The sequence below is a fragment of the Dictyobacter halimunensis genome (assembly GCF_036245075.1).
On sequence record NZ_BSRI01000001.1, the window covers coordinates 44,036 to 65,790 of the forward strand.

At 54.3% G+C, this 21,755-nt stretch carries 16 protein-coding genes and 5 pseudogenes; 12 read left to right on the forward strand and 9 right to left on the reverse strand.

The annotated features are described in order from the left end of the window. The first annotated feature begins 114 nt into the window (after positions 1-114). Both AABA21_RS00240 and AABA21_RS00245 read left to right on the forward strand, forming a co-directional pair. Entirely contained in the window at positions 115-1,053 is a 939-nt protein-coding gene (locus AABA21_RS00240) for a family 43 glycosylhydrolase (RefSeq protein WP_338246648.1), read from the forward strand. A gap of 23 nt (positions 1,054-1,076) precedes the next feature. Next, entirely contained in the window at positions 1,077-2,582 is a 1,506-nt protein-coding gene (locus AABA21_RS00245; protein ID WP_338246650.1) for an MGH1-like glycoside hydrolase domain-containing protein, read from the forward strand. Positions 2,583-2,695: 113 nt separating this feature from the next. Here AABA21_RS00245 and AABA21_RS00250 read toward each other — a convergent pair. Beyond that, positions 2,696-3,255 (reverse strand): annotated as a pseudogene (locus tag AABA21_RS00250) (IS6 family transposase); the annotation flags it as partial. 465 nt (positions 3,256-3,720) lie between these two features. Then, entirely contained in the window at positions 3,721-4,107 is a 387-nt protein-coding gene (locus AABA21_RS00255; protein WP_338246652.1) for a cupredoxin domain-containing protein, read from the reverse strand. Between the two features lie 909 nt (positions 4,108-5,016). Here AABA21_RS00255 and AABA21_RS00260 point away from each other — a divergent pair. Continuing rightward, positions 5,017-5,188: pseudogene (locus AABA21_RS00260) on the forward strand (IS5/IS1182 family transposase); the annotation flags it as partial. A gap of 228 nt (positions 5,189-5,416) precedes the next feature. On the opposite strand, the gene AABA21_RS00265 reads toward AABA21_RS00260, so the two are convergent. The 6 genes and pseudogenes from AABA21_RS00265 to AABA21_RS00285 form a co-directional block, all read right to left on the reverse strand. Then, positions 5,417-6,175, reverse strand: coding sequence for a hypothetical protein (locus AABA21_RS00265; protein WP_338246654.1), 759 nt, complete (start codon positions 6,173-6,175; stop codon positions 5,417-5,419). 18 nt (positions 6,176-6,193) lie between these two features. Then, positions 6,194-7,015, reverse strand: a complete 822-nt coding sequence (locus AABA21_RS00270; RefSeq protein WP_338246656.1) for an ABC transporter permease — start codon at positions 7,013-7,015, stop codon at positions 6,194-6,196. Beyond that, a complete protein-coding gene (locus tag AABA21_RS00275; RefSeq protein WP_338246658.1) occupies positions 7,012-7,806 on the reverse strand; it encodes an ATP-binding cassette domain-containing protein in 795 nt (264 codons plus the stop codon). Before AABA21_RS00275 ends, AABA21_RS00270 begins: the two co-directional genes overlap by 4 nt. Before the next feature lie 166 nt (positions 7,807-7,972). Further along, a complete protein-coding gene (locus AABA21_RS00280; protein ID WP_338246660.1) occupies positions 7,973-8,572 on the reverse strand; it encodes a TetR/AcrR family transcriptional regulator in 600 nt (199 codons plus the stop codon). Positions 8,573-8,809: 237 nt separating this feature from the next. Then, positions 8,810-9,076, reverse strand: a pseudogene (locus tag AABA21_RS39170) (alpha/beta hydrolase family protein); the annotation flags it as partial. Positions 9,077-9,263: 187 nt separating this feature from the next. After that, positions 9,264-10,592, reverse strand: a pseudogene (locus tag AABA21_RS00285) (S9 family peptidase); the annotation flags it as partial. A 333-nt stretch (positions 10,593-10,925) separates the two neighbouring features. Between AABA21_RS00285 and AABA21_RS00290 the strand changes: the two are divergent. The 4 genes from AABA21_RS00290 to AABA21_RS00305 all read left to right on the forward strand — a co-directional run bounded on the left by AABA21_RS00290 (position 10,926) and on the right by AABA21_RS00305 (position 15,538). Next, on the forward strand, positions 10,926-11,843 hold the full coding sequence (locus AABA21_RS00290) for a phosphotransferase enzyme family protein (RefSeq protein ID WP_338246664.1): 918 nt from the start codon (positions 10,926-10,928) through the stop codon (positions 11,841-11,843). 340 nt (positions 11,844-12,183) lie between these two features. Continuing rightward, positions 12,184-13,296, forward strand: coding sequence for a sigma-70 family RNA polymerase sigma factor (locus tag AABA21_RS00295; RefSeq protein ID WP_338246666.1), 1,113 nt, complete (start codon positions 12,184-12,186; stop codon positions 13,294-13,296). Positions 13,297-13,345: 49 nt separating this feature from the next. Beyond that, positions 13,346-14,523, forward strand: a protein-coding gene (locus AABA21_RS00300) for an IS3 family transposase (protein WP_420917081.1) whose coding sequence is annotated in 2 segments (ribosomal slippage) — positions 13,346-13,636 and positions 13,639-14,523 — 1,176 coding nt in all. Because the reading frame shifts where the segments join, the coding sequence is not laid out codon by codon here. An 82-nt stretch (positions 14,524-14,605) separates the two neighbouring features. After that, on the forward strand, positions 14,606-15,538 hold the full coding sequence (locus AABA21_RS00305; protein WP_338246668.1) for a DUF4037 domain-containing protein: 933 nt from the start codon (positions 14,606-14,608) through the stop codon (positions 15,536-15,538). A gap of 286 nt (positions 15,539-15,824) precedes the next feature. Here AABA21_RS00305 and AABA21_RS00310 read toward each other — a convergent pair whose 3' ends face one another. Then, complete coding sequence (locus tag AABA21_RS00310; protein ID WP_338246670.1) at positions 15,825-16,220, reverse strand: hypothetical protein; 396 nt, start codon at positions 16,218-16,220, stop codon at positions 15,825-15,827. 540 nt (positions 16,221-16,760) lie between these two features. Here AABA21_RS00310 and AABA21_RS39175 point away from each other — a divergent pair. The 5 genes and pseudogenes from AABA21_RS39175 to AABA21_RS00335 form a co-directional block, all read left to right on the forward strand. Continuing rightward, positions 16,761-16,983, forward strand: a pseudogene (locus AABA21_RS39175) (ISL3 family transposase); the annotation flags it as partial. A 160-nt stretch (positions 16,984-17,143) separates the two neighbouring features. Continuing rightward, entirely contained in the window at positions 17,144-18,730 is a 1,587-nt protein-coding gene (locus tag AABA21_RS00320) for an ATPase domain-containing protein (protein WP_338246674.1), read from the forward strand. Positions 18,731-18,747: 17 nt separating this feature from the next. Next, positions 18,748-19,143: a response regulator gene (locus AABA21_RS00325; RefSeq protein ID WP_338246676.1), complete on the forward strand. Its 396-nt coding sequence runs from the start codon at positions 18,748-18,750 to the stop codon at positions 19,141-19,143. 379 nt (positions 19,144-19,522) lie between these two features. Then, positions 19,523-21,418 carry an ATP-binding protein gene (locus AABA21_RS00330; RefSeq protein ID WP_338246679.1) on the forward strand — a complete coding sequence of 632 codons (1,896 nt, stop codon included), beginning with the start codon at positions 19,523-19,525 and terminating at the stop codon, positions 21,416-21,418. Positions 21,419-21,559: 141 nt separating this feature from the next. Further along, positions 21,560-21,685: a hypothetical protein gene (locus AABA21_RS00335; protein ID WP_338246681.1), complete on the forward strand. Its 126-nt coding sequence runs from the start codon at positions 21,560-21,562 to the stop codon at positions 21,683-21,685. The last annotated feature ends 70 nt before the right edge of the window (positions 21,686-21,755 follow it).

Sequence of the window (21,755 nt, forward strand, 5' to 3'; positions counted from 1 at the left end):
AACATGTTCTTTTGCTCACGATAGAAATACGATAAGAAAGAAAAGGCCAGGCATTTCATATGCATAGTCAGTATAAAGGAGAAAAGAATGAACGCAGATCACAAAGGAACAGCAATGAACCTTCATGCAACAGGAAAGGCGGCCAGGGGCACTGGCTGGATCAAATGGCAGAACAATCCCGTCCTTGGAGGGAATCTGGGCACCTGCTTTGACCTTTGCCTGATCAGGGATGCCGATAGCTATCGTATGTGGTTCTCCTGGCGACCACAAAAAAGTATTGCCTTGGTCGAAAGCAAGGATGGTATTCATTGGAGTGAACCAGTCATCGTCCTTGGACCAGAGACTAGCAGCGGTTGGGAAGATGACATGAACCGGCCATGCGTCGTCAAGCGGGGACATACCTATCATATGTGGTATACCGGACAAGCCAGAGGTCAGTCCTGGATCGGTCATGCTGTAAGCACAGACGGAAAAAATTGGACACGTACGAGTAATCAGCCCGTATTGAGTCCGGAGTTGCCCTGGGAAAAAATTGCGGTCATGTGTCCCCATGTGATCTGGGATGAAGCCGCAGGTCTCTATAAGATGTGGTACTCAGGCGGCGAGCAGTATGAACCTGATGCCATCGGTTATGCGACCAGTCCTGATGGGCAAACGTGGACCAGACATGCGGATACGCCTATCTTTTACGCTGATCCCACGGAGCGCTGGGAACAGTATAAGGTAACTGCATGTCAGGTTATTCCCTTTGAGGGATGGTATCTCATGTTCTATGTTGGCTTTCGCGATATAGATCATGCCCAGATTGGCTTGGCTCGCTCACGTGATGGTATCACCAACTGGCAACGCCATCCGGTCAACCCCATTATTTCCTCCGGGGAGAACGCCAGTTCATGGGACTACGATGCGGCCTATAAACCATTTGCACTGCATGAGCAAGGACGCTGGTTGCTCTGGTACAACGGCCGCCGTGACACATTCGAGCAAATAGGGCTCGCTATACATACTGGCGATGACTTACAGTTTGATGCTCTGACCGAGGAAAGCAACTGATAGCATTTACAAAGGATTGATTGATGTTTGTCTTACACGCGAACCTCCTGCCTGTCTGCTATGCAGCACAGGCAGACTGGTTCTTGCACCATATCCCTTTTTTCGACTGTCCAGACCCTTCTTTCCGAGAAATCTATTACTTCCGCTGGAACGTCTACCATCAGCACATCCGTCGAACTCCAGCTGGCTATGTCATCACAGAGTTCCTGCCTGATGTTCCCTGGGCAGGGAAATACAATACGATTAGTTGTGCCGTTGGTCATCATCTTTATGAGGGGCGCTGGCTCCATACACCAGAATACCTTGATGACTATATCACGTTTTGGGTACGTGATCCCGAGGCCGCATCTCGCGCGTACAGCTCCTGGATATCCGATGCCCTCTATGCTCGTTCCCTGGTAACGGGCGACACAGATCTACCTCTCCACCTCCTTGATGACCTGGTGCGCAATTATGAAGGGTGGGAGGCAGAACGACTCGATCCAAGCGGTCTGTTCTGGCAAATTGATGATCGCGATGGCATGGAGTACCAGATTAGTGGCAGTGGCTGTAGGCCAACCATCAATAGCTATCAGTATGGAGATGCTCTGGCTATCGCCAAATTCGCTCAGTTCGCCAACAGATTTGATCTCGAACAAGCATATATCGCTAAAGCTGAACGTCTGAAAACTCTGGTACAGGAACTTCTGTGGGACAAAGATGCGCAGTTCTTTAAAACATTACCAACACCAGTGGCGCTCCACCATCATTATCAACAGCATCTCGAACCAAGGCAGATAGTAGGCCAACTTGCCGATGTACGTGAACAACAAGGCTATATCCCCTGGTACTTTAACTTGCCAGATGCAGGTTATGAAACGGCATGGTCACAAATCGCTGATCCACTCGGGTTTGCCGCCCCCTATGGTCCCAGTACAGCCGAGCGACGTCATCCGTACTGGCAAGCAGCACCTCGTCAGGATCAACATGAATGTTTGTGGCGCGGTTCATCTTGGCCATTTGCCACCAGCCAGACACTTACTGCTATGGCGAACCTGCTCAATTACTATACCCAACACGTTATAAGCGTCCACGATTACTTTAAGGTCCTGCAAGACTACACGCAAACCCAGTATCTCCAACAACCTGATGGCACACGTATTCCCTGGATTGATGAGAGCGCACATCCTGATACGGGAGAATGGGTGAGTCGTACTACTTTATACCAACAACAACGCGCTGACAAGGACCGTGGACAGGCATATAATCACTCGACCTATGCTGATCACATTATCAGTGGATTGGTTGGTCTACGAGCGCGTAGCGATACGGTAGTGGAGGTAAATCCGCTGCTCCCCATTGGCACATGGGGCTACTTTTGCCTGGACAATGTCAAATATCACCACCGCATGTTGACCATTTTGTACGATCATGATGGCAATCACTATAGGAAGGGGGAGGGATTACGTGTGTTTGCGGATGGGCAGTTGGTGGGACAGCGCCCAGATCTGGGACGGCTACACATCACCTTGTCGGGTTCAAATCTATAGCCACGTCCAGTTCCGGCTTGACCAACATGATGCGGATCGGGGGTTCTGTCAGATCTGAGATCACAGAAAAGCGCACCGGACTCATGAGAATTGTTTACCTCTGCATCACTAGCTTATGAGACTGCTTGTAGCAGCGTCTGGAGGGCTCCCAGACGCTGGCGGAAAACCTGTCGTTGTTTCAGGAGAGAAACCACCTCTCCCGTAGTGCGGCGAGGACGAAGATAGTTGCGCAACTCATCGAAAGCACAACAAAAGCGTGCCGCCGCTTCAACGGTTCCAAAGCCGCGCATAGGATCATACCGTTGTTTGATGCCACGGTGATCTTGCTCCAGACGATTATTCAGATACGTATTGGTCCGATGCAGCACATCATGACCCATCATCTCGCGGATGGCTCGCGGGTAGGACGTGTGACCATCAGTCGTCACGTGATCAGGGATAGAACCAACCACGGCAACTGCTTGCTAGAAAAATCGTGTGGCTGCTGGCCTATTCCGCTTCTCGCTCAACATGGAAGCCACCACATTGCCATCGTGATCAATTGCCCGATACAAATACCACCATTTGCCATGCACGTCAGGGAGGTCTCATCTACATACCAGGAGGTTCCTGCGTGTCCCCGGCGTTTTGCCCGCCGTTGTTCGGCAATGAGAGGTGCAAATCGTGCTTTCCACGTTGCAAACCCACAGGTGAGCGCAGGCTGATTGAAGCGCACACAGAGGGGATGTACAGAAGTGTATGTCGGTGACTTCTGTACTCTCTCATTCCCTCTCGGCGGGGAAGACGCTCCGTGAAGGGGACGAACGGGAACCTACACCACTCGATGGTACAAGACGGGGGCTAAACGGGGATAGCCTACCTCATGGTGCCAGAAAATGGCTATGATCTGTGGAGATCTGTTCATGGGTGTCATAGTCGGGCACCCAGATTGAATCTGGGTGCCGGGCGTAAAAAGGTGAGCATGCTGGCTGGATCAGTGGCGATGTTTTGCCCGAAGACGCGGCGCCCACGGAGTCGCTGCATGCCGCGCTGTAGAACTGGCTGAATGATGAGGTGCGGGGCGATCTCGTCTCTCTACTCCACGGATATATGGATTCCCTGACTCCCTTTAGACAGGCTAGGGCAAGTCCGGCACCGGCTAGCTTACTTTTACCACCAGATCCATTCCCTGATGAATCGTGCAATAAATGTGGAATGTCCCGGCCGTGTTAAACGGTCCGATCGTCGACGTTTGATTGCCCTGGACAGTGAGGTTAACGCTGGGCGCGCCGGGTGTGGTCGTTTTTACCTGTTTCGATCCCTGCCATTGACCATTGGCAAGGACATGCTGATCATTAGCCGTGTTGACCAGGTCTATCTTCTGCCCTTTTTTGATATCGACCTCAGGCTGTAAGAAATTGTTCGCCCCCATTTTGACTATAGGGGTATGTGGTAGCGCTGTTGTATCGATAACGCTACATGATGCCAGTATCGTCAACAATGTCAGCAATACAATGCCAGCCAGAAAAAATGTTACGCTTTTCACATCGAAGTCCCTTCTAGGAAGCCGCGTGATATTCCCTTATCAGTAATCCTAGAAGGCACAAGTTAAATAATAGTAAGGAATCAAGCGCCCCGGCGCCTTTCACCAACTATATCATCTCCCCTCGCAAAGGCGCGCCAGAGTGGTACGTTGAAGGTATTGGGCTTTGCCCTCGCCTGCCTCATAGCGCCTGTAGATGATCGGGAATGTGCCGCGCTTTCCACGACCGCAAGAAGGTGTTCCAGATCGGGAACCGCTTGATAGAGTGCGCCATTGATAAAGTATATTGGTGTCTCTTCGACGCCACTAGCAGAAGATTAGAGAACAGGCTCTCTAAGTGTATCGTGATTTCACGGACGCAATCGTCATCTCTTCTGAGCAGCGGGAAATCACGTGTATGTGAGGAACAGTATGGCAAGGAACGCGAACCATTCATCATCCAGCGCGTCGTCCCCTTCTCCGGCCACCTCCAACGGAGCTGGCCCGATCGCCCAACAGTTAATCCAGTTGCAAACCCAACATACTCCCAACGCGAACACACAACGTGCGGCAAAAAGTGCATCCCCAACGACGAACGCGCCGTCAGCAAGCACTAGTCAGCACAAAAAAAACCGCACCTCGGCCAAAGAGGTCCGCGATCGGAGGGTAAATGATCGAGAATATGGAAGACGAAATCCTTGAGGAGTTAAGAAAAGAAGAGAAATTCAAGAAAATCATTGATGCGTGCCTCTGGAAGGCTGGTGTAGCGGCACGACTTCCCACCGACATCTCGTGCCGTTTTTCCCTGACGACTTCCGCCTGCGATCTTCGTCTAGGTCACAGGCGCTCGCGATACTCCGTCGTAAAGCAGGCTGAGCAGTCAATTGAAAGGAGAGATATCTTATGTCGAACCATCGCAAGGGCGGTGGGAGCCGAACCAAACTGTTTGTGTTTCTTCGCCATTCTCGGAACGTCCTCTTCAGTGAGGAGTTTCAGGAAGAATTGGCAACCATGTATCCAGATAGCCCGTTTGGGCAACCAACCCATTCCACCGGCACAACTGGCTCTGGCAACCATTGTGCAAGCGTACACAGGCGTCTCTAACGTATTACGTATATTACCAATATACTCATCATTTTTCTCGCATTTTCTCTCTCTCGACATTTCCGTTTGGGTTCCCTCCAAAAACGGGTCAATTCCAGTTCACGGAAATCCTGAGAGTACGCTTTCATCAGTTGACTCCTGAAAAGGAATGAGAAGGAACGCGCGAGACAGAAATGGCGCGCCGAGTCCGCGCTCTTTTGAGCAGGCTCGGCGCGCGCTGGAAGAGCCCCTACACCCCCTTCGCCAATCTTCCCCATCTCCACGGCCTGGCGAAGAGGATCGCCAGCAGAGCACTCCCCATACCCACAAGAAAGGGACCCACGCCAATGACATTCATCTGGCCCCACGCGAACAGCGGGGTCGCCGCAGGGAACAGGAACCATGCCCCAATGACGCCGAGCACCAGTGCTCCAAGGTTGATGCCCAGCCGCAGTACGCGTCCGACAGAGAAGCGGGAACCGAGCCTACGGCTCCAGTCGGAGGCGATGCTCCGGGGGACCTGCTGGAAGTGCGCAAAGCTATGGACAGCGATGAGCGGAAGCCATACCAGCGCACTGAAGACATGTGTCAGAAGGAACGGCTGAAGCGGGCCGATCACGACAAGTCCAATCCCACTGCCAACCATGACGAGGGTGGTGACAAGCAACACCGGGCCGAGCACGCGCAACACCAGAGGGGGTGGTCCCCGACGCACGTAGGCGGAGACTCTGGTGTAGTAGCGCAGAAACCGCCAGCCCGTTGAGCCTATCTTCACCAGGAGCGGGCCAGCCAGCAGGACTCCAACAACGGTATGAGCCGGGAGCCAGACGCGTAAGAGGGCCGATGTCACTAACTCCACGATGATCAGCACCAGGAGTACAAGGCTGACCAGAGCAGTGATCCGCTCATTGCCGACCGCTCCCGCGTGCGTTTCCTCATCCTTGTGCTCTAGATGCCTCGCTTGGGACAGATACTCAGGCAGTTCGTTTCCAGGTGTGCGTGAAGGCATGATGTTCCCTCCCATCTATCACGCGTTGATATCCTGCCATCGGAAGGCTATGAAACTTCCCGCGACAATGACTGCCATCCACACCAGCGCGGTCAGCAAGGCAGCGGTGTAGCCCTGAGGAGGAATGGGACCAACGTCGGCGGGAAACACCGAGCCGGGCAAGAAGTTGAAGGTGCGGATCGGGAACCATCGCGACCCCTCTTGCCATACCATCGCAATGATGCCCTCCGGAACCAGAACGTAGGCTAGAGCGACTCCGACTGCGATGCCCGTTGAGCGCGTCAGGATTGCGATTAGCATACCCAGCAGACAAATCCCGATGAGGCAGAGCACCTCGTTGCCAAAGAAGGCGAACCAGGCAGAGATCCCCGATACGCTCGTCCAGGCAGCGGTCTGAACTCCTTGCGCGCCTGCTGTGACGAGAATGAGAGCGCTACTTGCTACCAGGGCCAGCGTCATAGAACCGAGCACAAAGAGCAGTAGCGCCAGCATTTTGCCGACGAGCAGCGGCAGACGGCGCGGCTCGCGCACCAGCAAATTGCGCCAGGTGCCTTGGGACCACTCCGCAGCAAGATTCACCGTGATCATGATCAGTGAGACGACAATGATGAATGAACGTGCCTGTCCCACCACCGTAATCAGTCCCAGTGAGGTGGAAAATGCGTGGGTGAGAGGGTCTACCTCCTGACCAGTGACGCCGGACGTAATTTGATGGAAGGTCAGGTAGGCAAAAAAGGCGCTGACAACCAGCATGATCCCGGTTCCGGCGACCATACTCCAGCGGCGGCACTTGAGCAACTCGCTACGAAACGCGCGTACGATGGGGGTGAGTAGAGTCATTGTTGTTCTCCTTTCAACAGCGCCAGGAAATGCTCTTCAAAACTGGCCCCCGGGTGCTGGTCAAGGAAGACGCGAGTGGGACCGTTGTAGAGCGCTTTGCCCTGATGGAGCATGACCAACCAATCCGCGACCTGTTCCAGCTCTCCGAGCAGGTGGCTGCTAAGGAAGATGGTCTTGCCCTGCTCACGCAGGCGGCGCAGCAGGTCGCGGGTCGCGATAATGCCCAGAGGGTCGAGGCCATTGGCCGGTTCGTCCAGAATCAACAGGTCAGGATCGGGAAGCAGCGCCATGGCGACTCCGAGCCGCTGCTTCATGCCCAAAGAATAGCTGCCAACCCGGTCATGTGCCCGATCGGAGAGCTCCACCAGGTCGAGCACCTCACGCACGCGGGAGCTAGGGTAGCCGCCAAGACGGGCGAGCACGTCCAGATTGGTCCGCGCGGAGAGACTCGGGTAGAAGGCGGGCGCTTCGATCAGTGCCCCGACACGCGGCAGATAGCCGAGCAAATGGGTCAGCGGCTGACCCAGGATCGTCGCGCTTCCTGCATCTGGTCGGATCAGTCCGAGCAGCAGGCGAATGGTGGTCGTCTTCCCGGCTCCATTGGGACCGATAAACCCGGCGATGGTTCCGACAGGGACGCTGATGGTGAGCGCATCGACAGCGATGCGCTTGCCAAAATGCTTGCTCAAGCCGTGCGTCTCAATGGCAAAGGCCCCTGAGCCGCTGCTTGGAGCGGAACCCGTGGTTGGTTCCAGATGGGATGCCGGAAGTCGATCAGGGGAGAGGGACATAACCACCTCCTTGCGTTGGCCTCCCATCTGGGAGGACCGAGAAACCATGCGCTCTCATGGTGTGATTATTCCTTTCTGGAAGGTGAGGTTCTCTCGATCAGATGCACCTATTGAGAGATTACTGATCGTTTAGTAAGTTACCGCGCGAAACGGGTCAGGACAGAGGCTACTCTGCTCGCCTCGCGATGCCATCGAACAGCACACTGACTAGGGAAGCCGCCGGTTGCGTCCTTGGGAGGTCCTTGGCCTCTCGCAGCATGCCCATATAGAGACCAACCAAAACGTTGACTGGCAGATCGGGGCGAATCGCTCCCTCCTCGTGGGCGGCTTGAAAGAGACCCATGACCTGCTGTCTGATCCGGTCAAGCAAGGACAGGATCACCTGCTGATGTTCCGGGTCCTTGAGATGTTCCCTGGCATCGCGTAACAGCACGCTCAAGCGCTCGTCAAGGGGGAGGGAGAGCAGTGCGGCGGTGAGCAGCGTCAACCGTTCTCGGACATCCTGGGTTGCGGCAAGCACCTGATCGATTCCAGCAACTCCTTCGTCCACGAACACGGTCTGAATCATCGTGGTGAAGAGATCTTCCTTGCCTTTGGGAAAATGATAATACAGGGCGGCGGAGGTGACCTCGACGGCTTCGGCAAGCTCTTTCATGGACACGCCTTTGTAGCCTTTTGCCAGAAACAGCTCTGCCGCTTTGATCACAATCTGCCGCCGCGTTTCCTGGTCCACAGGGGAGGAAGGATGCTTTACCGGTTGTTCCATGATGGTATGACCCCTCAGTACATTACTAAACGATCAGTAAGTTCTACCCAAAAATAGCATAGGCAAAGAAAGACTGTCAAGAGGGAAACACAACAGGTCCGCTGAAATGATCTCACCCTTCTGAGAATGATGAATGCTTCAGCTATTTAGCTCAATCTTTGAGCAAGCCGCTGTAGAGTTGATCGATAGCGGATTCGACTTCTCGGTGCTCTCTGAATTTCGGGGTCGCCTACTCATTCAAAAAATATTGTTTCTTTTCAAGACACTCATGATCTGTCCTGACTCCACTGGCTTGATACCAGGATCATTAGCTCCGTGCGCCAGCAAAAGAGGAACCTTGATCTGCTCTGCTTTGAAGAGAGGTGACCGAGACCGTAACAATTCCTTTTCTGCTTCTGGATGACCAACACGTGCATAATAGGGGGCTAGGAACGCATAGGGAGGAAGATTGGTCAGAAAGGTCATGAGATTGCTGACGGGACAGAGCGCGACAGCACAGCAGAAGAGATCGGGGGTGAAGGCTGCTCCAACGAGGGCAGCATAGCCGCCATAAGAGCCCCCTAGATCGCAATTCTGTGGGGATCAGCAATCCCTTGCGCGATAGCCCAATGAACCGCATCCACCAGGTCATCATGCATTTTTGCTCCCACTCTTTGTTGCCCGCATTGAGGAACGCTTTTCCATAGCCAGTCGAACCGCGAAAATTGATCTGGAGGCACGCGTACCCCCGATTCGCCAACCACTGCACGTCAGGATTGTATCCCCAGGTATCACGCCACCAGGGACCACCATGTGGATAGAGCACCATCGGCAACTTCTGTCTTTCTCGTCCAGGTGGGGTCGTGAGATATCCATGAAGCAGCAGGCCATCTCTGGCAGGGAGCGTAATAGGTTCCATTGGAGAAAGATCATGCTGTCGCAAATCTGGTTGATGGCCAAAGAGATTGGTATTCGTGCTGTCGCGACTCGCAATGAAAGCGTCTCCCTGCTGTACAGCGCGAATGTGCTCTATATCACGAGCAATGGCACTCTCGAAGGCGGTCCATTCGACGTGCTCTCGGTGAATAGCGACCGCTTGAAGCGCATGCGTTGTTGGGTGAAGCAGAACCGATCCCATGTCATACTGAGGATCTTCAGCCAGCACCTCGCATGCACCAGTCGGCAGATCCAGCCTGACAAGGCGAGCCGTGTTCGCATGGCGAGAATCTTTGAGATAGAGGGAGTGGTCGCCAGGAGCGAAGTCAAGAACGCCACTGGTAAAGGCGTCATCAAGCCCCCATGTGACCACGGTCTGCCACTCCTGGTGCTCCGTCTCACGCATGACGAGCGCAAAGCCCCCATCAGGAAGTGTTACCAGGCCACCACGTACCTGCGATTGCGTATCAACACGCCAGGAGACGATATTCCCCGGATTGCTCACAACCAGCTCCAATGCACCGGAGGGCACGTGAAGCTTGTAGACGTCATGACTTCTAGGGTTGTCTTTGTTCATCGTTATCAGGATGTCATTGGGGGAGTGCGTGATAGGGGAGAGGAAACGCACTTGTACACCATCAAACGGCGTCAGATTTCGTACCACACGAGTTTGCAGGTTCATAGCGTACAAATGCCAGTTCTGATTGCCACCTTGATCCTGGAGATACAGGAGATGCACGTTGTCTGCTACCCAGAAGTAGTTCCACACCCCTCGATTGGTGTCGCTCGTCACGGGGTGGCCTTCCCCCTTTCCAATGGTTTGTACCCAGACATTCATCACGTTGTGTACGGGAGCCAGATAGGCCATTCTTGTTCCATCAAGGGAAATCTGTGGATTGGTTTTGCTAGGATGACCTAGGAGGAGTTGCTTGGGAAGCAGTTTGCCAGGCTCTGAGAAAGACATAAGGTTGATCCCCTTTCCTGTTTTCTGGGAGCATGCCTCACCTGGTGTCAAAAAAAACCGGCCATTCGGACGATGTGCTCTGCTCTCTGTATGAGATAGAATGAAGAAAGAGGCGAAATCCTCACCCCATGCTTGGTGCATCTGATGGGCCGCTATCTCGCAGGTATGGAGACGGCAATCCGCATGCAAAGTCACGTGGAGCACTCTCTCTGGCGCGAAGTCTGGTTATCCGTTCACCAGAAAACGCTTCCTGACCATGCCCTGGCCTGGCATTGAGAAGGAACGAGTAGCATTTACACATTTCGACGCTATTCTGTGGAATATGGTAGGATACAAGTAGTGAAATACTTGTGAGCCATCTGGAGGCATTTCCATTGATCTTTCTCCTGTTTTGCATTTCCTTCAACACCGAGCTTTGATAGCATCGAGCCGCATGATATGGAGGTCCTTCAACCGAACGGAAAGGAAAGCAACATGCACTTTACGTTGCCGGATGCGGCTCTGGTTTCGGCTCTGACTGCCTGGTCGCTTCCCCAGCCATGGACGCTCACCCGCATTCGCGGAGGGTTTACGGGGGATGTCTGGTATGTGGATACCAATCAGGGACGCCTCGTGGCCAAATTTGCCTATGAGAGCCGGGAGGCTTTCGAGGCCGGATTACAAGCTGCTGAGATCGTCGAGCGTGCTGGTATTGCGAGTGGCGCACCGCTGCGAACCATAGCTGGAGAACAAACCATCATGCTTGAGGGTCCACCGACCCTCTTTCATCCTTTAGCCCTGCTGCATTTTGTTCCAGGAGAGCCCCTGGACGTTAAGCAGCCAGGAAGCGCGTATCTCACAGGTTCCCTGCTGGGGCGCATCCATACCATTCTGCTTCGTGAACAGTTCAGACCACAAAGCGGGGACCGCATCTTTGCCTATCTAAAAGAAGAAGCGGTAGAGGTGACTGCTCAGATTGGCTTGTCTCTGTTACTCCAACGAGCAGTTGAAGCTGTAGAAACCTTTGAAAAACGCACCCGGGTCCCGTACGGAACACTGTATGGAGATAGCTTGCAAGCGCTCTTTGACCGAAAAACGCACCAGGTGGGCCTGATCGATTGGGGGGCAATTAGCTGGGGACCGCTTCTCTTCGATGTAGCGCTTGCAACAGAGCTTTTCTCTTTCAGCCAGGCTCAAACTGACTGTTTCTTGCAGAGCTATCTGGCTGAAGCCCTGATCGAGTCACAACAGTTGGAAGGTGTGAAATTCTACCAGGCCTTGCGCCATGCGCAATTGGCAAAGTTCTTCGCCTGGCGTCTAGCACATCAAGCGACGCTCGGTAATCCTGATCCCATGGCCAATGAATTGGCGCTGAAAGAAAACAGAATGACGCTTGCGCATCTTCTAGAGTAATTGCTTGCTGTGATACCTCTTCCATCAATCCTTTCTGAGGCAGAAGAGTATCACACGATTCCTTCTCTCTACCGGGCGCATCTGAGAGGCGCACCGAATGTGTCCATGAACCCACATATTTTTAGCCAGATCGTCACAAGCTAGCTAGAGAAACCAGAAACAAAAAGATGTTTTCTGTTTCTAGTGGACAAACCAGAAAGAGATCGCCGATTTCTTTTGTGAAAATGTGTATGTAACGCTCGGCTGTATAACACATCAGAAGAGAAAGGAGTGCAGGCAACTAAATATGTCCTCATTTTTTGCTGGAGAAGACGAAACTCGGAAACAGACTCTATTGGAGTTGGCATTTCGACAGTACGCTGACGATCTCTACCGCTACATCTATAGCAAGGTGGGCCAGGTAGCATTGGCTGAAGACCTCACCAGCACCGTCTTTCTAAAGGCGGCGCCCTGGCTCCAGCAAGAACGTTCACAAGAAAGTGCACGCGGCTGGCTCTATGCTACAGCCCGCACCACTATCGTCGATTACTGGCAGGAACATGGACAGTACGAACATCTTCCACTGGAGATGTTCGCTGAAGAGATAACTCCAGTTGCTGAACTGGAGGACTCGGCACGAGCAGCACATTTTCGTGTGCAATATCTGCTTGAACATCTACCCCCACGTGAACGCCTCATCCTTACTCTACGCTATCTGCATGGATATAGCTCTATGGAAGTCTCTCAAGAACTGGGGCTAAGCACCGGAAATGTACGCGTCTTACAGTTGCGTGCTCTGCGCCATGCTGCCAAATTAGAAAGAGCAGAAAGGAACGTTACAACGACGATGCAACAACCAGAAGGGCCAGCTACTGCCTACACAGAACAGACACAACGTGCACTCGACCTGGCTCGCGAGGAAGCCATTGCGATGCACCATGATTTTGTCGGCACTGAACACGTGCTGCTTGGTCTCATACGCGAGGGAAGCGTCACACTCTTCCTCGACAGTTTGGGCGCTAATTATACACGTATTCGCGGCTGTCTAGACTTTATCTATGGAGGAATGCCCTATCCAGCGAAAGATCCTAACTCGCCACCCGGGTTGACTCCTCGTTCGCAACAGGCTCTAACGCTAGCAGGCAAGGAGGCACACCACAGAGGCGAGCAAGCAATTCAGCCGCAATATGTGCTCCTTGGTTTGATGTTACTGGAAGATGGGATTGCAGCTGACATATTAATGGCGTTATCCATCGATAAAGGTACCGTGCGTTATGCTATTGAGCATCCCAACGAACCAGTAGTGCGCATGTTTATCTGTTCGTTTTGTCGCCAGAAAACAGCCCGCATCATCCCGTCTAGCGCATCATTACCACTACGTGGCCTTTTTCCAGAACGCACCTTTATCTGTATCGATTGTGTCGAACGCTTCCATAATCTCATTGAGCACAGGCACCAATCTATCAAAGCGTGATGCGATTGTTTTGTAATTGTCCCGGTTTGGATGACTCAATAAACTGAACATGGAGAGTCGGAGAAGGAGTGAGGAAATCATGGCAACGGGACAGACATACGACAAAGCCTTTAAGCAAGAGGCAGTGCGATTGGTACAAACGAGTGAAAAATCACAAAGGCAAGTGGCAGAAGACCTGGGAATAGCGATGAGCACGCTGAGCCGCTGGTGCTCAGAATTGGCAGCCAACGGAGAACGAGCGTTTATCGGGAGTGGACATCTGCAGCCAGAAGCGGAGGAGATGCGCCGCTTACGCCGAGAAAACGAGATCTTAAGACAGGAGCGTGATGTCTTAAAAAAGGCGCTCGCCATCTTCTCGCACCGGTAGAAGACCGTTTCCACTTTATCGAGCTCCATCGAGGCCACTTTGAGGTCCGCCTCATGTGCCGCGTGCTCTCGGTCTCGGTTGGTGGGTTCTACGCCTGGAGGAAACGTCCTGCCTCGGCCAGAGAGCAAGAAGATGGCACCATTACCGAACAGATTGTGAACATCTATCGCCAGCACCAAGGGCGCTACGGCAGCCCACGGATCCATGCACAACTGCGTGATGAAGGCATTCATGTCGGGCGTAAACGCGTCGTACGCCTCATGAAGCAGGCACAACTGGCAGCCCATCACACGACCCATCGCGTGATGACCACACGAGCAGACCCAGCCGCAGTTCCTGCGGAAAACGTGCTTGACCGTGCCTTTCTGGCGCAGCGACCTAACGAAAAGTGGGTTGCTGACATTACGTACATTCCGACAGGGAGTAGCCGGATGTATTTGGCGGTGGTGCTTGATCTCTTCTCTCGACGCGTTGTCGGGTGGGCGATGAACCACAGACAAGATGAGGTGCTCGTGGAGCAAGCAGTAACCATGGCGGTCACCCACCGCAAGCCTGCAGCAGGGCTGCTGCATCATTCAGACCGTGGTTGCCAATATACCAGCCAGGCGTACCAAGCCTTGCTCAAAGGTCTCGACTTTCAGATCAGCATGAGTCGGAAAGGCAATTGCTGGGACAATGCAGTCATGGAGCGGTTCTTTGGAACCCTCAAGCGAGAATGTACCTCACGGGCACACTTTGTGACCCATGAGGAAACACGTCTGGCCATTTTCGAGTACATCGAAGTGTACTACAATCGAGTGCGCAAGCATTCCACATTGGGCTATCTCAGTCCAATGCAGTTTGAAATCATGAAGAACTGACTTTTCCACTTCATGGGATCATTCAAAGCGGGACAACAACATTTTGAGCACGTATCCCTTTGGGATCAAAAGGAAAGATGGTATGTCAAAGGGACTTGAGATTGCACAAACATTCTTTCGAGAATGGGGCCTTCCCTATCTCCAGCAGAACTTTCCTCACCTTGAGACGCGGGTGATAGCAGGGCTCTTTCACGGTTCACAAATATATGGTGCCGACGACGAACTCTCTCAGGATCATGGATGGGGACCGATGTTCACCCTTTTCCTTTCTGAGAAGGATTACACCGCTTATGGGGAAGAGCTTGCTCGACGCGTGCGTCGTGATGCACCTCGTGAGTGGCAAGGATTCTCCTTTCACTTCCCTCACGAGAATATCGATGTCACGTCCCTTGAGCGCTTTTTCAAAGATGAACTTGGCTATGATGATCCCGATGCATGGCAGAAGATGAACGATCGAACGTATAATCGCGATCTCGCCCTCTATCGCATTCGTCACGGCCATGTGCTTTACGATCCCACTGGAGCATTTGCCCGCTGGCGCGTGGCCTTTCATACCTACCCTCGCCACATCTGGTTGGCACGTGTAGAGCAGGAACTCTTCCATGTTTGGCACTACGGACAGTACAATTTCTTGGATCGCTTGACACACCGACGCGATCCGCTCGCTATCCAGATAGCGCTAGGGCATTTTACCGAAGCTGTCATGCGGCTCTGCCTGCTGCTCGAACACGACTACGGCCCCTATTGGAAATGGTTGGCCTTTGAGTTTCGCCAACGGGCCTCTGCCGCGCGGCTTGATCCCCTCCTGCGAGCGCTGGCAGAGACGCTCGACATCGAAGCCAGAGCCGTACTAGTACGCACCGTTTGTGATGAGGTTCATCAGCTTCTCGACCAGTCTGGCTTCTCCCGCGAACGTCTTGGCTGGGACGGATGGCATCCCCATCCCCTGATGTGTGATTTGCAGGCCCTCAAGGAGTATATCCAGCGCGAGGAGCAGAACGGTTTTTCGATGTAAATCCCTGTGAGAAGCTCGCTCTCAGCCCTTGAATGCGCTCACATTATGAGGCATATATCAGCCTGATTCCTTGACTTTGAGAGAGCGGCATCTGTTCCTTGGTTCAATCTTCTATGCCAGGAACAAAGATGGAACGAGAAAAACAATGCTTGTAGTTTGTTCTCAGTCTGGGGCAGGGAGGCTTCGGTGAGATTCGGGAGGCTTCAGGTAAAATACCCCTTAAGGGGAAAAATGACCCTCCACGCCGACGCCCCGCCGTGCTTTTTGGGCCACATTCAGCTCTTCTTCAGAGTACGCTTTTGTGCGTGACCGCCACGCGTCGCTCTTTTTTTCTGCCTTCCTCCACGCTCCTCCACTCCGACAGCACTCCTCTGAGCGAGGCCTGCGCGCCGAACGTGAAGTGCTCACCGGCATCCGTGATCCCCTCCCCGCAGCGCACGTTCACAGACGCAATCATCCGCCGGCGACGACGTGAAGATACCGCGCAGTCCGTCGCACCTGCTGGCAGATCCACAGCATCCTCCGCGACCGCACCAACCAGATCTGGCTCAAGTGCCCGATCGTTCCCTCGTATCTCATCCAGACGCGCGTCCCCACCAGGATTGGCGCAGCTGGGCGCTCTCCCTCTGCTCGTCGTTCCTCCGTTGCCGCATCCTGCTGCGTGCTGCCCTTCTTCTTGCACCTCTCGTCCCTCTCCAGGATATCCTCTGGCAGTTCCGTGTTCGCCATGTCCTCCTGCATCAAACGCACCAGTCGAAGCACCAGCAGACTCTTTCCCATTGCCGTTCCCGCTGCTTCACCACCCCAGATCACCGGAAAATCGACACACTCGCACCGTCTACCCCGACACTCGCATGCCCGCCGGCGATCCTCTCCGCGCTATGCTCTCGTCCCCTCTTGCCTCGCACACGCAGCATACATACAAATATGTCGCTGCACCGCCACATTTCCCACAAAAAGACCGCTTCCTTGCCCAAACAATGCTCCCAAATTGCGCCCATACACAGGAACAAGTGAGCTCCAATGAGCACGCAACCATCATTTCATCACCGGCCAATACCAGCGGCGACAGCACCACGCTCCCAGGCACCTGCACTTCTTTCACCTCCCACTTCCACATCCGTACGTCCAGGGACCCTGGCAACCACATCTGCTCCTGCTCCACCAGCACAGCGTGTGGATATGTGGGATGTTTGCTTTTCTCCTGCATGGGTTTCCGCTTTTTGCACGGGTGATGCAACGTCTGTTTCAGATTGTGCAAGTCATTGGTTTAGCGACTGGCGGTAGACTTGGGGTTTGTGTCATAGACCGCCTGGGAATACAGACCACGCGCCAGATCATTCTCCGACGCATCATGGCACTGCCCACGGTGCCAGTCGGGCAGGTTACACAGATTGGCATCTCGATGATTTTCGTTTCGGTGCGGTCGCAAGTTTGGCACCATCGAAGATCGCTGTTTATCTACCTGCAACGCATTGAGAAGGGGCCGACGGCAGTGTCGAAGGTGACGGACGAAGCACGAAAACGGGGCGAGATCATTGCCAGATGAGCAACCTTGTGACATACTGGAGAAACAATCAGTTGGTATTGTGAGAGAAAGAAAACATGTCAGATTTATTCCCTCCCGATGAGGCATCGGGCGCACTGTTTTCACCATCACCACCATTAGAGCCAACGGGAGTCCCTCATTTGGATCTGGTGCTAGGTGGAGGTCTCCCCAAGGGAGCATTAGCCGTTATTCTTGGACCTCCTGGCAGTGGAAAAACCACGCTCGCCTGTCAGATCGCGTTCGCTGCAGCTCAGCGTGGAGAAAAGGTGCTCTTCTTGACCGCGCTGTCCGAACCAACGGCAAAGTTCTTAGAGCATCTGCGTCCCTATCGCTTCTTCGCAGAAGACCTCGTTGGCCGCACGGTACACGTGTTCAGCTTGCAACAATTTGTGCCACCGGAAGGCCCCATCACGGGGCAGGCCATCGTGGCAGAAGCGCGCCGCTTGCAGGCAAGTGTCGTGGTGCTTGATGGCTTTCAAGGGCTACGCGGCCAGGAGATCGATTTTGTTGCTGCCCGCCGCCTCCTCTACGACTTGGGGACACAATTCAGCCTGTTTGGCACCACCTCACTCGTTACAGCAGAGGCAGATCCACGTGATGCCACGCTCTTTCCCGAGATGACAACTGCGGATGTGCTCATCGGACTCTACAATACCCTGCTCGGCGTCCGCACCCATCGCAGTCTTGAGGTGCTGAAAATACGAGGGCAAGCGTTGTTACCAGGCCTGCACGGTTTAGCCATCAACGAGACAGGGATCCAGGTGTTCCCTCGCTTGGAGACCCGCCTCCGGCACCCGTTCATCGTGGGTTGGAACAAGAAAACGTTCTCGCCCCCCCCGACCAAACGAGCAAGCTTTGGATTGCCCGAACTTGATCGCTTGCTTGGCGGTGGTTTGACCCGCTCCACAGGGACCGTCCTGACCGGGAACCTCGGAACGGGCAAGACCTTCCTCGCGCTCCAATTCCTCCTCACCGGTGTGGCAGAGGGAGAATCTGGCATGTTTCTGGGCTTTCGAGAGACAGCGGATCAGTTGGTTCGAAAGGCAGAGGGCTTCGCGTGGAATCAGCAGTTGCAGCGTGCGTTGTCGACAAACGGAGGAGTGACGGTCCACCACTGGGACCCGGTTGAGTTGGACCCCGATCAGGTCGCCACAGAGCTGCTGGCGGCTCTTGCGCAAACAGGTGCCCAGCGTCTGGTCATTGATAGCATTGCAGAATGGGAGCGAGCCATCCGCAGGAGCAGTGGAACCGAACGCGTTCCCAATTATCTCGCAGCATTCCTGAGCCTCTTACGGGAACGGGGCGTGACGCTGTTAGCCATCAAAGAGTCAACGCAAATCGTCACCACGCAGCCGGATTTCTCTGCGGATGAACTCACGGTCCTGGCAGAAAATGTGATGCTTCTGCAGCACCTCATCTATCAAGGGCAGATGCATCGCGTCCTTTCCATTCCGAAGATGCGCTTTTCCAACCACGATGAAGCACTCCATGATTTTTTGATTGTGGCGCCCGAAGGAATCCATGTGCTGACACCCGATGAGCGCGATCAGGAGAGACTGCACACATTTGCAGAGCAGCACGCAGCGATCCACCGAAAGGCTTCCCCCCGGAGGAGTTCCCAGTCAGAGCAAGAGCAACAGTAAGAAAGAAGGGTGTACACGTGCATGAGGCAATAGGCGAGCCACCCGTCGTCTTGATTGTTGACGATGACATCCCGATTACCGAGATCCTGGCGCTCGTGATCGAGGGCCTTGGGTACCAACCAGTGGTCGCCTGGAATGGACACCAGGCGCTGACCCTCGCGCGTAAACACTGGCCAGCGCTTGTGCTCACGGACATGATGATGCCCATTTTGGGAGGAAAAGAGGTAGTGAAGGGGTTACATGAGGAAGCGGGCGCACGAGGCATGGCACCGCCTCCCATAGTGCTGCTCACTGCGGGCACCATATGGCCTGAGATCGCTTCACTGGTGGATGCCATCATCTCGAAACCATTTGAGATGGATGAACTCGAGCAACTCATTTACCGCTTCCTTCCTCCATCTGCTTCCTGGTAGTCCCCTGCTTGCTGCTCTCTCGCTCGCTCGTAGCGCTGCGAAGCTGCTCCTGACGAAGCTCCCCACACCCAGCCGATCGCCGATCAATGTCATGTGCAGAAAAACGTTACAGAAGCCACGTGAGCGCCGAGGAAAGATTATTCAAATTCCACAATCGCAAAGTTAAGATTCCATAAGATTTCATGAGCATCAGCTTATAAGTATTGTCACGAAAAGCTTCTCTATCGAAGATGTGCTATAATGCAAGAGCAAACAACCTGTCAAATGCGCTCGTGTGCATCGAGGAGCGTACCTCCCCTGGGAGAACAACATTCAAGGAATGAAAGCGTGTGGAGGATAGCTGCGGACCTATCCTCTTGCTCAGAGAGGATGGTGATAAATGGCTCAGACAGTTCACCAGCAGGCATACTTGACCCTGATCGCAGATCAGCTCCTGCCATCGATCTGGCGTCAGAAACACGCCTTCTCGCCTGACGTGCGGATCTGGTCACTCGGGTGTCAAGCCGGAGACGAGGCCCTGCGACTGTTGTTGCATCTCATCCAACAGCAGCAGGTTCCCACAGACACCACCTCATGTACGATCTTTGCGACCGACCCTGATGTGGAGGCAGTCACCAGAGCCAGGAAGCTGGCGACGACAAGCCATCTCGACCAAGAACCCTCCCTGGCTGCGTACCAATCCCTCCTCCAGGAAAACTGGGAAGGGCGATCCCTCCCCAAAGTGTGGCGTCAGTCCCTCATCTTTGGTGCGCATAACGTGCTCACGGAGGTGCCGTTTCCCCGCCTTGACCTTATCATCGTGCACCTCCCGCTCTCCTCCTATGGAGAGACCCACCAGGCGAACATTCTCAACCGCCTGGCCTATGCGTTGCGCCCCCAGGGCTACCTTCTCTTCCTGGGGGAGCAGGAGGGAGTCTCGCCCGATGCAGCGCTCTTCCAGCGACACGAAAGCAGCCCGGTGCCGTGCTACCAACGAACCGCGACGCCGGTGCAGTTCTCAGCGCTTGCCCTGGCGCGCCAGCAAGGCTATCAGCTCCCTGCGGCAGCGCTCGACACCCATCCAGATCAGGATCGTGATGCCCTCATCGAAGAACTGCAGGTGATGCTGGAGGAGCAAACAGTGCTCATTGGGGAACTGGAAGCCCAGGCTCGTCTCAATCAGGACGCGCGATTGGCCCAGCTGCATCTGGCTGCCATCGTGGCCTCATCGGAGGTGGCCATTGTGAGCATCGATCTGCAGGGCCTTGTGACCAGTTGGAATGCGGGAGCCGAACACCTCTATGGCTCCAGAGCCCAGGAGATGGTCGGGCAATCCGTGGAGTGCTTGTTCTCCTCAGATCACCAGGAGAACATCATCCCCATGATGGAGCGCATCCGACGAGGTGAATACGTCCCCCCCTACGAGACGAGGCAGGTGCACCAGGATGGCCGCCTGGTCAGTGTGTCAGTGACGATCTCTCCCGTCAAGGAATGGGATGGCACCATCGTGGGGGCCTCGATCATTGCCCACGACCTGACCGCCCGTCGCGAACTCGACCAGCAGCGCGAGGCGTTCATGAACCTGGTGACCCATGAGCTCAAACATCCGCTGACGGCGCTCTCTGGCAATATCCAACTCGCTCACCGCTGGCTCACCCGCCTGCTGGCTCGCCCCGAGCACCTGGACGACGAACAACACCACGTTCTGGAAGCGGTCCTCACCATGTTGGGACGCAGCCAGCAGCAGATGCGAACACAACAGCGCTTGATCGATGATTTGCTTGACCTTTCTCATCTGCAGCAGGGCACGCTGGCGCTCCGGCAGGAATCCTGCCATCTGTGCAGCCTGGTGTACGAAACTGTCCAGAACTATCAGGCTGCCTATCCCTCCCGCCTGATCGAACTGACGCTGCCCGAACAAGACGACATCCTGGTTTCTGGCGATCGCGATCGCCTCGGGCAGGTCCTCAGCAATTATCTGAGCAATGCCCTCAAATTTGCTCCCAGCGAGCGGCCCGTTCACGTTGGGCTGTGCCTGCAGGCAGAGACCGTGCGGGTGTGGGTGCGGGATGAGGGACCAGGCCTCTCGCCGGAACACCAGGCCCAGATTTGGGACCAATATTCCCAGCTGTCCGAGACGCCTGTCCAGCACGGATGGAAGGCAGGTTTGGGACTGGGCCTCTACATTTGCCGCCAGTTTATTCACCAGCAGCACGGCGAGGTGGGCGTGGAAAGCACGCCAGGACAGGGTGCGACCTTCTGGTTCAGTCTGCCAAGCGCTCGTCGTGCCGGGTAATAGAGAAGAGCTACAGGGAAGAGGCGCGACGGGAAGTGGGTTCGCTCGCACCTTGCTGGTCGCTGCCGCGCTAGCTTGAGGAGTCGTGCTACTTCTCCAAATAGGTCGTCAATGCAGAGAGTATGGAGGAATAGACAGTGCATGAATCCTGAAAATGAACACGATGCGCTCTTTGAGCAACTCCTCAGCATCAACCAGCATCGCATACAAGAGGAAGAAGCAGAACACGGAATGAAGAAACTTTTTCATAAAAATACCCCAGAATAGTTTTAAGATAGAGATCTATAGAGGGAAAGGCACGACAGTGCTATGTTTCTGATCATGCCAGAGGAGCAGG